The organism is Streptomyces sp. NPDC048191 (genome assembly GCF_040652655.1).
GTDB lineage: Bacteria > Actinomycetota > Actinomycetes > Streptomycetales > Streptomycetaceae > Streptomyces.
This window is the reverse complement of record NZ_JBEZMO010000011.1, coordinates 75494-87914: the sequence shown is the minus strand read 5'-3', so window position 1 is coordinate 87914 and position 12421 is coordinate 75494. Positions and strand designations below refer to the sequence as shown.

Genomic DNA, 12421 nt, shown 5'->3' with positions numbered 1-12421 from the left:
GTCCGCCCGGGTCGGGTCCCCGTGATCCGGGTGGGTCCTGCTGAGAGGAGCCCAGGTGACGACGTCAGCGGCGAGCGGCCGGAACCCGGACGTCCAGGAGGACGGGTACGAGCCGGATCCGCAGCGGTGGCGGGCCCTGTGGGTCACTTTGGTGGCCGGCTTCATGAGCCTGCTGGACGTGACGATCGTCGCGGTCGCCCTGCCCACCATCCAACGGGATCTGCACGCCTCCCCCGCCCAGGTCCAGTGGGTGGTCTCCGGCTACGCCCTCACCTTCGCCCTCGCGCTCGTCACCGCCGGCCGCCTGGGCGACGCCCTGGACCGGCGCCGCATCTTCCTGCTGGCCCTCACCTGTTTCGTGCTCTTCAGCGCGGCATGCGGGGCGGCTCCCGACATCACGCTGCTGGTGGTGGCCCGCCTCGCCCAGGGGCTGGCGGCCGGCTTCATGGCCCCGCAGAACTCCGCGCTGATCCAGCAGCTGTTCCGCGGCGCCGAACGCGGCCGCGCCTTCGGTCTCTTCGGCACCACCGTCGGCATCTCCTCCGCCGCCGGACCCCTCACCGGCGGCGCCATTCTCGCGCTGGCCTCGGGCGAGCAGGGCTGGCGGTGGATCTTCTACGTCAACGTGCCCATCGGTGTGGTCGCCGTTCTGCTCGGCCGCCGCCTGCTGCCCCGCACCCGCCGGTCCGGACGGGGTCGCGTGGACCTGCCCGGTGTGCTGCTCCTCGGCCTCGGCGTGCTCGCGCTGATGTTCCCGCTGGTCCATGCGGACTCCGGCGGCATCGGCAGTCTGTGGTGGCTGTTCCTCGCCGGCGTGGCCGTCCTCGTCGTCTTCACCCGGTGGCAGCGCCGCCTCGTCGCCCGGGGCGCGCAGCCGCTGCTCGACCCGCGTCTGTTCTCCACCGTGCGCGGATACGCCGTGGGCGCCGGCGTGGGCACGCTGTACTTCATCGGCTTCAGCGGCGTCTGGCTGGTCTTCGCCCTCTTCTACCAGCACGGCCTGGGTTTCTCCCCGCTACGGTCGGGGCTCGCCGTGACCCCGTTCGCCCTCGGCTCGGCGGGCGCGGCCGTGGTCGCCGGCCGGCTGGTGGACCGGTACGGCCGTCTGCTCACCGTCTGTGGCCTGACGGGGGTGATCGTCGGCCTGGGCGCGACCGCGCTGCTGCTCCGCTTCGCGCCGCTCGGCATCGCGCCCTGGCTCGCCGCCCCCGTCCTGTTCCTGGGGGGCGTCGGAGGCGGCTTCGTGGTCTCCCCCAACATCACCATGACCCTGCGGGACGTCCCCGTCCGCATGGCGGGCGCCGCGGGCGGCGCCCTGCAGACGGGGCAGCGGCTCGGGGCCGCGGTGGGCACGGCCGCGCTGCCCGGCCTCTTCTACCTCGTGCTCGGCAGGAGCCACGACTACCGCGGCGCCCTCGTCACCGCGCTGGGCGCCGCCCTCGTCGGCATGACGGCATCGCTGGCCCTCGCCCTGTCCGACTGGCGGCGCGACAGCCGGACGCGGCCGCGGCGCCGGAAGTGCCCGGACGAGGTCGCCAACAACCCGATGCACTCCCGGCAGACCTGACCGGCCGCTCACGTCTCGTTTCCCTGCGCCGCCGATCGGGTCACCTCTCCCGGTGCTGGCTCCGGATCCGCGCGGCCACCTCGTTCTGTTCGGTCTCCCACCAGGGACGTACCCGCTCGGGAGACGGTGCCTGGGACTGGTCCGGGGTAGGCGCGGCGGCGGGTGCGAGTTCCGCGTCCAGGCGGCGGTCGAGGGCCGCGGTCTGGACCCGCTCCGCGCGCGCCCACTGGTAGAGCAGCGCCAGCAGGAAGGGCAACGCGACCAGTTCGGCGATGCTGAGCATCGCCCCGCCGCCGATCTGCTGGTCGTGCTGGACGTCCGGGGACCAGCCCGGCGCGTGGTGCAGGTACCAGGCGCCCGCGATCAGGGTGCCGTGCGTCATGACCACCACTCCCGGGACCGCGTCGACGATGCCGTCCAGGAAGACCAGTGCGGCCCGCACCGGGTGGGTGCACCAGGCGGGCAGCGCCTCCTCGTGGGTCAGCACCGGTACGACGAAGAGGCAGCCGGCCACGAGCAGGTGCAGATACATCAGCTCGTGCAGCCAGCCCACGCGCAGGGCGGTCTCGAAGTACGGCGTGAAGTACACCGTGAGCTCGGTGGCCAGCACCAGGGCCGTACTGACCAGGGGGAACGTCAGCACGCGCACCAGACGGCCGGTCATGGCGCGGCGCACTCGTGCGGCGGAGTCCTCCGGCAGGGCCTCGACGGCGAGCCGCAACGGGTCGCCCAGGGCGAGGCCCAGGGGTGCGACGAGATCGAGGAGGATGTTCTGCACGGCGGCCGGCCAGAACAGCACGTGGTCGTAGACGGCCAGCCCGGACATCGTGGCCACCACCAGCGCGCCCAGGCCGAGCAGCGCGAACGCGAGGGCGCGGGCGGGCGGCCAGGGCTCGCCGCGCTTGCGCAGCCGAGCGACGCCCCGGCCGTAGAGCGCGCCCAGGGCGATGACCAGCAGCAGCGCGGGGACGTCCAGGTGCCAGGTGGCCAGCAGGCGCCCCGTGGTCAGCTCCGGGAGCTGACCGGCCGACAGTCCGGTCATCGCGTGACCATGCATCGCAGTTCGTCCTCCTTCGACTCGACACGGAGGATGCGGCGCGGCTCCGTGCCGGGACGACGCTAGTCCCCCGCGGCTCGAAGGCGGGCATCGGGGTACTGCACGCCGGGGTGAAATCCGGGGATCGAGCTGGACCGACGCCGGTACGGCCCGGGTCAGTACACGTCCCGTACGTACCTCTTCTCGGCGGCGGGCTGCTTGACGTACGCGGCCGCCCGCGCCTCGTCCAGGCCGCCGTGGACGACGGCGATCTCGTGGAGGGCCCGGTCGACGTCCTTGGCCACGCCGGAGACGTACAGGGCGACCGCGTCGGGGCCGTGCTCGTCGATGATCGCGCGCAGTCGGCGGGCGGTCTCGGCGACCGCGGTCGCGGCCGCCAGGCGGGCGGGCTGCGGTTCCTCACCGCGGTCCGGCCGGACGAGGGCCGTGGTCAGCCGGCCCGGGGCGGCGAGCATGTCGGCGGTGGTGGCGCCCTTGGTGCACAGCCGGCCGAAGTTCGCCGGGTGCCCCTTGTCGCCGCTCACCCTCAGGACCGTACGGCGCCCGTCCGGTCCCCTGCCGACGTCGAGGACGATGCCGCAGCCCACGCCGCAGTACGAGCAGACCGTGCGCACCTTCGTCGTGTCCTCACTCCGCGAGCCCGGCGCGGCCACGGGCGCCTCCCCTCTCCTGTGCTCGACCCGATCCCACCCTTCGTGACCGTACGAACCGCTCATTACGCGGGTGTCTCCGAGCCCGATCAGCAGGGGTTACGCCCGCCGCACAGGGTCGGCCAGGCGCGTGTGAGCACGGGACCAGGCTCCCGCGGTGAGGGGTGCGGCGTCCGTCGGTGTCCGGTTCCTGGCACGGGAAAGGGCCCGGTCCCGGTCGGCGAGGAGGCCGTCCGGGGCCGGGCCCTTTCAGAAGTGTCGGCGGGGGTGCACCCGCGGCGTGCGCCGCGGGCCGGTGTCAGTGCAGGCGGCCGCGGACGTGGTCGCCGTGGTGGACGTGCCAGGCGCCGTGCGGGTAGCCGGCGTGGTGCCGGCCGGCGCCCTCATTGCGGTGGCTCTGGCTCCAGGAGAAGGAGTCGACGAGGCGGCCGCGGTCGTCGCGCAGGATCGCGGTGTCGGCGTTGACGTCCCACACGCGCGCCCGCCGGTCCTGGTAGACGTCGGTCCTGGTGTCCCGGCCGAAACCGGTGTGGACGCGGACGGTGGCCCGGCCCCTGAGCAGGGTGTGGTGGAAGGTGTAGGTGTGGCCGTTCCGGTCGGACAGCGTCCAGCTGTCCAGGTTCATCGCCCGGCGGGAGCTGTTGGTGACGTCCACCCACTGCCTGTTCAGGGAGCGGTTGGACCGGTCGCCGCGGTCCTGCCAGGCGTGCTGTACGCCGCTGATGTACACCACTCCGTGCCGCATGTGGCCCGGCTGGTGGTCGGAGGCAGCGGCGGGGAGCGCCACAGCGCCCACCGTGGCGGCGGCCACGGCGGCGACGGCGGTCGCACGGCGGACGGAAGAAGAAACGGACACGAGGTCCCCCTTCGCGATGCGCGAGTCGGCGGCCGGTCGGCCGCACAGCCACACCCTCCAACCTGCGCCCGTTTTTGTGGGCGAAGCGCGCATGGCATTACGGATCCTGCATAAATCCATGACTCTCACATGCAATGACCATTTATGTCCTGAATGCTGGACTCTGAGCCTCTATCAGGCCTATGCCCGCTTGAAAACACAAGCCCGAGGCAACCAACCGCCAGGTCGCGCCACCCCACCCGATGCTCATGCAGCCACCCGAAAGTGGGTAACGGACCGCTACGCCAACCGGAGCAGCCACATGAGCGACGCGGGGAGAGCCGAGGGTCAGTGCGCGGGGAGGGCGCTGGTGTGCTCGATACGGACGGCGTCCAGGTCCTGCGGGTCGAGGCCCAGCAGCCGCAGGATCGTCGGGGCGATCTGCGTGGTGTGCACGGGCCCGTCGACGCGTACGCCGCGCGGGGCGCCGGCGCCGGAGACGACGAGCGGCACGTCGAGGTCGTCGGCGTGGGCGCCGCCGTGCTCGGCGATCTTGCCCTTGCCGCCGGTGTAGACGACGCCGTACTGGGTGACGCCCACCAGGTCGGGCACACGGGAGTCGCCCGGCCGGGCGTGGAAGTACCGGGCGGCGCCCGCGCCCGCATAGAGGGACTTCAGGCCGCTCGCGGTGAACGGCCTGGCGTTGCCGTCGATGTCGTTGCCCGTGCCGGACCGGGCGAGCAGATAGGCCTTGGCGAAGTCGGTGGCGGCCCTCGAGCGGTCGGTGAGCCAGATGAGCATGGCGTCGTCGTCGACCGCGTGGGCGACGAGGTCGCCGGAGCCCGGATGGGCGCTCTTCCAGGCGGCGTTGAGGCCGTCGAGCAGCGGACCGTCGTCGATGCGGGTCAGCGCCCGGGGGTCGGTGGGCGACTGTCCGTGCTTGGCGGACAGGATGACCGTGGTGTCGTCGGCGAGGTGGCGTGCGCGAAGTTCGGTCAGGAACGCGCCGATCTGCTGGTCGACGAAGTCGAGGTTCTTCTCCAGCAGGGGCCCGGGTACGCCCTTGGCCCGGTAACCACCCGTCATGCCGTCGGAGGCGGGCAGCTTCTGGGCCGTCGAGACGGACTGGAAGTTCATGCCGAACACCGCCGGTGTGCCCACCTCGCGGGTACGGCCGTGGTCGTAGCCGTCGATCTCGTTGAGGACGGCCCGCACCTTGTAGCCGTCGTACTGCTCGGTCGCGGCGTTGTCCTTCGTCCAGTCGCCCGCGTCGTAGCCGACGGCCTTGCTGTTGATCTCCGGCGCGAACAGGTCCTGGACGCCCTTGCCGGAGGGGCCGTTGAGGATGTCGTAGGCGGCGTGCTTGTCGGACCACGCGGTGCGCAGGCCGGCCGTGCGGACCACGTCGAAGACGGTGTTGACCCGCAGGTACGAGTGTGGGTAGACCGCTCTGCAGGTCTTCGGGTCGACCGGGAGCCTGGACGGGTCGATGAGGCCGGTGGGATCACCGGTCATCCGCAGAATGCTGCCGGGCAGGCCGCTCAGGCCCTGTCCGGCGTCCAGGGAGTCCTTGTTCTCGTCCAGGTCCTCGGTGAGGTCGACCTCGGCGCCGGGCTTCGCGCCGGTGCAGTGGGTCGTACCGGCGGGCAGGAGGGCGGAGTCGTAGGTGTCGTCGTAGTAGACGCCCGTGGTGCCCGGGTCGCCGCCGGTGACCTGGCCGACCATGCCCGGGAAGGAGTCGGAGGGGTTGGTGGTGGCCGCGTGGGTGTACTCCACGCCGCCGGCGGTGAGGGCGGCGAGCGCAGAGCGGGGATGGCGGGCGACGTACCAGGCGAGGTCGGACTGGTGCAGACCGTCGACGGACAGCAGCAGGACGTGCCGGGCAGCGGGGCTCGGGTGTGCGGGGACGTGCGCCGAGGCGGGCGCGGCCACCGCGGTGAGCGCACCGACCGCGGCCAGGGCGGCCGCTGCCGCCGTGACGGAACGTGCGGGGTGGGCCGGACGTCGGGACATGGCTTCTCCTCGGACTGTGGGAGTCGGCACGAGCATGCGAGTCGTGCACCGACATCCGAGGGCCAGAACATGTACGCAGGCGGGCCGACATGTCGCGTCCAGCCCAAGAAACGCACGGGATCATGCAAAGACTCGGGCCTCCTGACGGCCGCTCACGCGTGGCGGCTGGAGGCACTCGCTCCCGGGCGTGCCCGTCCGGCGGTGCCGGTCACTCGCGCCGGATCGCACGCAGCGCCGCCTCCGTCAGGGTCGTGGCAGTGCGTACGGCACTGGCGACCGCCTCGTCGGGGGTGAGGCCGCACAGGTCGGTGAGGGAGAACAGGGCCTCCGCGCTGACGACGACCGCGAGGTCCCGTTCGAGCTGGGTGAAGGCGTCGAGGTCCGCCGCCCGCAGTGTGCCCTTCAGCGGTTCGAGCGCGTGGTCGATCAGGCCGAAGCGGATGCCCGGGCGCGCCTTCACCGATTCGGGGCGGGTGACGGTGGCGGCGATCATCGCGCGCACCGCGCCCTGGCGGGCGAGTATGCCCCGCAACAGGAACTCGCAGGCGCAGGCGACGCGTTCGACGGGATCGGCCGAGTCCGCCACCGGCCGCAGGGCGTCGGCGGGGGCCGGCCAGGTGCCGGCCAGGGCCTCGCTGATCAAGGAGGGGAGATCCGGGAAGTACCGGTAGGCGGTCGCCTCGGACACCAGGGCCGCGCGGGCGATCGCGGGCATGGTCACATCGGCGCCCGTGCCGATGAGGTCCCGGGCGGCCTCGACGATCGCCCTGCGCGTGCGCTTCTTCTGGTTGATGCGGCCCGCGCCGGGCTGCGTGTCCATCGTGGGGCCCTCCTCCGTCGCTCCGAGCCCATGATACTAGTCAGCCCTCTTCATGAGAGTTCACTTGCATGATGCGTTTCATCCCTCTAGATTCATGAGAGCCAGCTCTCATGAAGGAGGTCCGTGATGGCCGAGGTCTCTCTCGTCGGTCCGCAGGGCGGCGAGACGATCCGTCTGGGGCCCACACAGATGCGCATCCTCGAAGACGGGAGCACCACTCAACACCGGCTCGGAATCGGCGAGATCACCCTCGCCCCGCACACCCAGGGGCCACCGCAGCACCGTCACGCCCGGCACGACGAGGGCTTCTACGTCGTCTCCGGCACCGTGCACTTCACCGTCGGGGACACCACCCACGTCGCACCGGCCGGCACGCTCGCCATGATCCCGCCCGGCGCCCCGCACACGTTCGCCAACCCCGGCGACGAGCCGGCGGTCTTGCTGAACACCTTCACGCCCGACCTTTACGTGCAGTACTTCCGCGACCTGCGGGACATGATCGCCGGCGGACAGGAGCTGACTCCCGAGTCGACCGCCGTCGTGATGAGCCGGTACGCGACCGTTCCCGCCACCGACTTCGCCCCGCCACCGGCTTCGCCCGGCGGCCGGCCCGTCCTCCCCGACCACGGCACGCATGGAGACCCCCGATGACCAGCACCGTCCATACCCTCACCCTCGCCTCCGGCAACCTCGACCTCACCCTCGACGACCAGGGCGACGGACGCTCCTTCCTCCTGCTGCACGGTGGCGGTGGTCCGCAGACCGTCGGCCCGTTCGCCGACCGGCTCGCCGAGCAGCGCCCGGCCAGGGTCGTCACCCCCGTCCACCCGGGCTTCGGCGGGACCGTACGGCCCGACTGGTGCACCGACATCGGCACGCTCGCCCGGGTCTACGAGCAACTCCTCGGCGAACTCGGACTCTCGGACGTGACCGTCGTCGGCAACTCCATCGGCGGCTGGATCGCCGCCGAGATGGCCCTGCTCGGCAGCGACCGGATCAGGGGGGTCGTCCTCGTCAACGCCGCCGGCATCCTGGTTCCCGGCCACCCTGTCGCCGACCCGCACTCCCTGACCCCTGCCGAGCTGTCCGCTCTCGCCTTCCACGACCCCGCGAAGTTCGCCGTCGATCCCACGGCCCTCCCCCCGGGCGCGCAGGCGGTGATGACCGCCAACCGCGCCGCGCTGGCGGTCTACTCGGGCCCCCACGCCATGCAGGATCCCACCCTCCGCGAGCGCCTGGCCAAGGTGTCGCACCCCACCCTCGTCGTATGGGGCGCGAGCGACCGGGTCGTCGACACCGAGTACGGGCGCGCCTTCGCGGAAGCCATACCCGACGCCCGGTTCACGCCGATCCCCCGCAGCGGCCACCTGCCTCAGATCGAGACTCCGGCCGAACTTCTGAGTGCGGTCTGGGAGTTCGCCGCAGCATAGGACTCCGCCACGCCGGAGCCGGGCCGCTGACCTCGGTCCTCGCCGGCCCTGATCCGCCGCCGGTTCAGTCGGCTGCCCGGGGCAGCTGGTCGCCGGGCCGGCTGCGCAGGTGGAGGAGGGGCCACCGCCTGCTCATCACGGGGGACAGCGAGTCCGGTAAGTCCCGACCCCGGCTGCCGAGGACACGTGACTGCCAAGTCCCGCCATGCCGCCCTGGTTCGGGCGGCGATGCTGAGGGGTGCCATAGGGTCGCGCCCATGAACAGCGACACGACGCGGGAGCAGTTGCGGGGTATGGACAGCACCGCGGGATACGGTGCGGCGGCCGAGGCGCTGGCCGAGCAGTACGAGAGCGTGACCTTCGCCGAGGTGCACCGTGAGGTGCTGCACCTGTTCCCCGCACGGCCGAGCGTGGTGCTGGACATCGGGGCGGGCAGCGGGCGGGACGCCGCGGCGCTGGCCGCCCGGGGGCACCGGGTCGTCGCCGCCGAGCCCACCGTCGAACTGCGCCTGCTGGGCCGGCGCCTCCACGCCGACCAGCAGATCACCTGGACCGACGACGCGCTGCCCGAACTGCCCGGCCTGACGGCCGCGGAGAGCCGCTTCGACCTGATCCTGCTCACGGCGGTCTGGATGCATCTCGACGAGGGACAGCGCGCCTCGTCCATGGCCCGCCTGGCCGGCCTGCTGGCTCCCGGCGGCCGGATCATACTTTCGCTGCGCCACGGTCCGGTACCGGTCGGCCGGCGCATGTTCCCCGTCACGGCGCAGGAGACGATCGACCTCGCCCGCAGGCACGGCCTGGACGTCCTCCACCACGCCCGGCGCGAGGACCCGCACAACCGTCCGGGCGTGTCCTGGACCTATCTGGGCCTCCGGCTCCCTTAGGAGCACAGGAGCAGGAGTCCGGGGCCCGGAACGCACCTTGCCGCCGGGGCTGTTCCGGCCGCTGTAGGGACGCGCCCGCTCCCCCTCTGCTGCTGCACCGCTCGGCCGTCGTCGCGGCCGCGCGCCGGTTGAACGGGCCGAAGACCGCCGGCCGGTAGCGCGGATCGCGCCACCACCGGGCCGGCGGCCCCTGCCGGACGCGCCTACATCCGTTCCGGTGCCGAGACCCCGAGCAACTGCAGGCCGTTGTGCAGCACCAGTCGGCTCGCCTCCGTCAGCCACAGCCTGGCCCGGGTACGGGCGTCCGGTGCCTCGCCGGTCCGCGGCAGGACCCGGCAGGCGTCGTAGAAGCGGTGGTACGTGCCGGCCAGCGCCTCCAGGTAGTACGCCACCCGGTGCGGCTCGCGGAGCGTGGCCGCGGTGGCCACCACCTGCGGGAACTCAGCCAGCACCCCGAGCAGGTCCACCTCCCGCCCGTGGGTGAGCAGGGCGGGGTCGAAGTCCTCCGGGGCGCCCTTGCCGATCCCGGCTTCCGCCGCCCTGCGCAGGACGGAACAGGGCCGGGTGTGCGCGTACTGGACGTAGTAGACCGGGTTGTCGTTCGACTGACGGGTCAGCAGGTCGATGTCGAGGTCGATCATCGCGTCCACGCTGGCCCGCGCCAGCGCGTACCGCGCGGCGTCGACGCCGACCGCCTCGGTGAGGTCGTCGAGGGTGAGCACCGTACCCGCCCGCTTGCTCATCCGGACCGGCCTGCCGTCCTTGACCAGGTTGACCAGCTGACCGATGAGGATCTCCAGGTGCCGGTCCGGATCGTCGCCGAAGCAGGCCGCCATGGCCCGCATCCGGCCGACGTAGCCCGCGTGGTCGGCGCCGAGCATGATGACGACCCGTTCGAAGCCCCGGGACCGCTTGTTCAGGTAGTACGCGCAGTCCGCGGTGAAGTACGTCCACGTGCCGTCGCTCTTGACCAGGACCCGGTCCTTGTCGTCGCCGAAGTCCGTGGTGCGCAGCCATACCGCGCCCTCGTCCTCGAAGACGTGGCCGCCCTCGCGCAGCCGCGCGACGGCCGCGTCCAGGTCGCCCCGGTCGTGCAGGTCCTTCTCGTTGAAGTAGGTGTCGAAGTGCGTTCCGAACGCGGCGAGCGACGTCTTGATCTCGGTGAACATCAGCTGGGTGCCCTCGGCCCGGAACACGGCGTAGCGCTCGCTCTCCGGCAGGTCCAGGGCGCCGGGCCGCCGACGCAGCACGGCGGCCGCGATCTCCTCGACGTACGCGCCGCTGTAGCCGTCGTCGGGCACCGGCGAGCCGTGCGCCGCGGCCAGCAGTGAGCGGACGAAGCGGTCGATCTGCACGCCGGCGTCGTTGAAGTAGTACTCCCGCGACACGTCCGCGCCCGCGGCCTCGAGCAGCCGGGCGAGGACGTCCCCGACGACGGCCCAGCGGGCTCCGCCGATGTGCACCGGGCCGGTGGGATTGGCGGAGACGAACTCCAGGTTGAGCCGCAGGCCGCCCAGCCGGTCGGAGCGGCCGTAGGCCGCACCGGCCAGGACGATGTCCCGGGCCAGGGCGCCGATCGCCGCGCTTTCGAGGGTGATGTTCAGGAATCCGGGCCCGGCGACCTCCGCCTTCGCGACTCCGGCGGCCGCGCTCACCAGCGGCGCCAGCACCTCGGCGACGGCACGGGCGGGCAGGCCCGCCGGCTTGGCGAGTTGCAGGGCGACGTTGGTCGAGTAGTCGCCGTGGCCGCGGTGGCGGGGGCGCTCCACGTGGATCTCCTGGGGCACCTCGGTCGAGAGGCGTCCGGACGCGATGGCCGTGCGGATGCCGTCGGAGACGACGGCCGCGAGATCTGCTGGAGTCATGCCGCCGACGCTAGCGGAGCCGGCGGCACCCCTGACATCGATTTTCGCGGGGCCGGTGCTCACCAGCCGGTGACGCGTTCCCAGAAGGCCTCGATCGCGGGTGCCGGGCCGCCGGGGCGGGAGCCGTCGACGATGTGGTAGCCGCGGTGCTGGGCGGCCGTGGCGCAGGCGTGGTTGGGCAGGATGCGCAGACGCGTGCCCACCGGCAGGTCGGGGAGGGCGGCGCCGTCGCGGGCCGTGAGGGTGCCGTGCTCCTGGCTCGCCGCCGACATGACCAGGCCGGGGACGAGGTGGCCGGCGAGGTCGGTGACCAGACCGTAGCCCTGGTCCTGCGGCTGCGCGGCGGTGCCGCGGTCGCGTGACATGGCCATCCAGCCGCCGTCGGTCATGATCCAGCCGCACTCGGGCCGGTGACCGATGACGGTGACGACCACCGACAGGGCGATGTCCTCGGCCCGGCAGACGCCGAGACCGGCCATGACCAGGTCGAAGAAGACGTAGTTCCCCGCGCGCAGTTCGGTGACGCCGGTGAGGTCCTCGGCGGCGTGGGCGGTGGGGGTGGAGCCCACGCTGACGACGTTCACGGGCAGGCCGGCCGCGCGCAGCCGCTCGGCGGCGGCGACGGCGGTGTCACGTTCGTTCTTCGCCGCCAGGCGCTGTTCCTCGGCGGTGTACGCGAAGTAGGACTCGCCCGCGTGCGTGAGGACGCCGTCCAGACAGCCCGCGTCGTGCAGGACACGGCCGATCGTGAGGAGGGCGGGGTCGTCGGGCTTCAGCCCGCCGCGGTGGCCGTCGCAGTCGATCTCGATCTGGGCGGGGACGGGGATGCCCGCCTGCCGGGACGCTTCGGCGACGCACGACGCCTGCTCGGCGCTGTCCAGCAGGACGCGCAGGGCGACACCGCGACGCAACAGTGCGACGACGCGCGGGAGTTTGTGGGGGTCGATACCGACGGCGTAGGTGATGTCGGTGTAGCCGCCGTCGGCGAAGGCCTCGGCCTCCGCCAGGGTGGAGACGGTGACCGGGTAGGGCGTGCCGGAGTGCAGCAGGGCGGCGACGTCGAGACTCTTGGCGGTCTTGACGTGCGGGCGCAGGGTGACCGCGAGCCGGTCGGCCCTGTCCCTCAGGCGCGCGACGTTGCGCCGCACGGTGTGGACGTCGACGACGGCGAACGGGGTGTCCGGGTCGGCCAGGGTCCGTGCGGGGCTGGACGGGGTGGTGCTCTCACGGGTGTTCATGAGGGGGTTCACAGAAAGATGTCTCCTGAGAGGTGTGCAGCAGACCCGTCAACCGCTTG

At 72.4% G+C, this 12421-nt stretch carries 10 protein-coding genes and 1 pseudogene; 4 read left to right on the top strand and 7 right to left on the bottom strand.

Features of this window, described 5'->3' with window-relative positions:
• Window positions 1-55 precede the first annotated feature (55 nt).
• Complete coding sequence (locus AB0D93_RS19840) at window positions 56-1567, top strand: MFS transporter (protein WP_362120969.1); 1512 nt, start codon at window positions 56-58, stop codon at window positions 1565-1567.
• Window positions 1568-1607: 40 nt separating this feature from the next.
• Here the strand turns inward: AB0D93_RS19840 and AB0D93_RS19835 are convergent, their stop codons facing one another.
• From AB0D93_RS19835 to AB0D93_RS19815, 5 genes and pseudogenes are all read right to left on the bottom strand, one after another.
• Window positions 1608-2609, bottom strand: a complete 1002-nt coding sequence (locus AB0D93_RS19835; protein ID WP_362120968.1) for a cytochrome c oxidase assembly protein — start codon at window positions 2607-2609, stop codon at window positions 1608-1610.
• Between the two features lie 299 nt (window positions 2610-2908).
• Window positions 2909-3277 (bottom strand): annotated as a pseudogene (locus AB0D93_RS19830) (hypothetical protein); the annotation flags it as partial.
• 295 nt (window positions 3278-3572) lie between these two features.
• The gene (locus AB0D93_RS19825; protein ID WP_362120967.1) at window positions 3573-4130 is read right to left on the bottom strand and encodes a lamin tail domain-containing protein; all 558 of its coding nucleotides are present in this window, start codon (window positions 4128-4130) and stop codon (window positions 3573-3575) included.
• A gap of 327 nt (window positions 4131-4457) precedes the next feature.
• On the bottom strand, window positions 4458-6122 hold the full coding sequence (locus tag AB0D93_RS19820) for an alkaline phosphatase family protein (RefSeq protein WP_362120966.1): 1665 nt from the start codon (window positions 6120-6122) through the stop codon (window positions 4458-4460).
• Between the two features lie 208 nt (window positions 6123-6330).
• Window positions 6331-6942, bottom strand: coding sequence for a TetR/AcrR family transcriptional regulator (locus tag AB0D93_RS19815; protein ID WP_362120965.1), 612 nt, complete (start codon window positions 6940-6942; stop codon window positions 6331-6333).
• A 126-nt stretch (window positions 6943-7068) separates the two neighbouring features.
• Here AB0D93_RS19815 and AB0D93_RS19810 point away from each other — a divergent pair, with 126 nt between their 5' ends.
• The 3 genes from AB0D93_RS19810 to AB0D93_RS19800 all read left to right on the top strand — a co-directional run bounded on the left by AB0D93_RS19810 (window position 7069) and on the right by AB0D93_RS19800 (window position 9259).
• Window positions 7069-7593: a cupin domain-containing protein gene (locus tag AB0D93_RS19810; protein WP_362120964.1), complete on the top strand. Its 525-nt coding sequence runs from the start codon at window positions 7069-7071 to the stop codon at window positions 7591-7593.
• Complete coding sequence (locus AB0D93_RS19805) at window positions 7590-8372, top strand: alpha/beta hydrolase (RefSeq protein ID WP_362120963.1); 783 nt, start codon at window positions 7590-7592, stop codon at window positions 8370-8372. The genes AB0D93_RS19810 and AB0D93_RS19805 overlap by 4 nt, the downstream gene beginning before the upstream one ends.
• Window positions 8373-8629: 257 nt before the next feature.
• Window positions 8630-9259 (top strand): class I SAM-dependent methyltransferase, encoded by a 630-nt coding sequence (locus tag AB0D93_RS19800; RefSeq protein WP_362120962.1) that lies wholly within the window; start codon window positions 8630-8632, stop codon window positions 9257-9259.
• 203 nt (window positions 9260-9462) lie between these two features.
• Here the strand turns inward: AB0D93_RS19800 and argS are convergent, their stop codons facing one another.
• Window positions 9463-11124 carry an arginine--tRNA ligase gene (argS, locus tag AB0D93_RS19795; RefSeq protein ID WP_362120961.1) on the bottom strand — a complete coding sequence of 554 codons (1662 nt, stop codon included), beginning with the start codon at window positions 11122-11124 and terminating at the stop codon, window positions 9463-9465.
• A 59-nt stretch (window positions 11125-11183) separates the two neighbouring features.
• A complete protein-coding gene (locus tag AB0D93_RS19790; protein ID WP_362121143.1) occupies window positions 11184-12362 on the bottom strand; it encodes a DSD1 family PLP-dependent enzyme in 1179 nt (392 codons plus the stop codon).
• Window positions 12363-12421 lie beyond the last annotated feature (59 nt).

Excerpts from the sequence above, each read along its gene's own strand:
- AB0D93_RS19790 (WP_362121143.1), bottom strand. The coding sequence starts at position 12,362 with ATGAACACCCGTGAGAGCACCACCCCGTCCAGCCCCGCACGGACCCTG.
- argS (WP_362120961.1), bottom strand. The coding sequence starts at position 11,124 with ATGACTCCAGCAGATCTCGCGGCCGTCGTCTCCGACGGCATCCGCACG.
- AB0D93_RS19805 (WP_362120963.1), top strand. The coding sequence starts at position 7,590 with ATGACCAGCACCGTCCATACCCTCACCCTCGCCTCCGGCAACCTCGAC.
- AB0D93_RS19800 (WP_362120962.1), top strand. The coding sequence starts at position 8,630 with ATGAACAGCGACACGACGCGGGAGCAGTTGCGGGGTATGGACAGCACC.
- AB0D93_RS19820 (WP_362120966.1), bottom strand. The coding sequence starts at position 6,122 with ATGTCCCGACGTCCGGCCCACCCCGCACGTTCCGTCACGGCGGCAGCG.
- AB0D93_RS19810 (WP_362120964.1), top strand. The coding sequence starts at position 7,069 with ATGGCCGAGGTCTCTCTCGTCGGTCCGCAGGGCGGCGAGACGATCCGT.
- AB0D93_RS19815 (WP_362120965.1), bottom strand. The coding sequence starts at position 6,942 with ATGGACACGCAGCCCGGCGCGGGCCGCATCAACCAGAAGAAGCGCACG.
- AB0D93_RS19835 (WP_362120968.1), bottom strand. The coding sequence starts at position 2,609 with ATGACCGGACTGTCGGCCGGTCAGCTCCCGGAGCTGACCACGGGGCGC.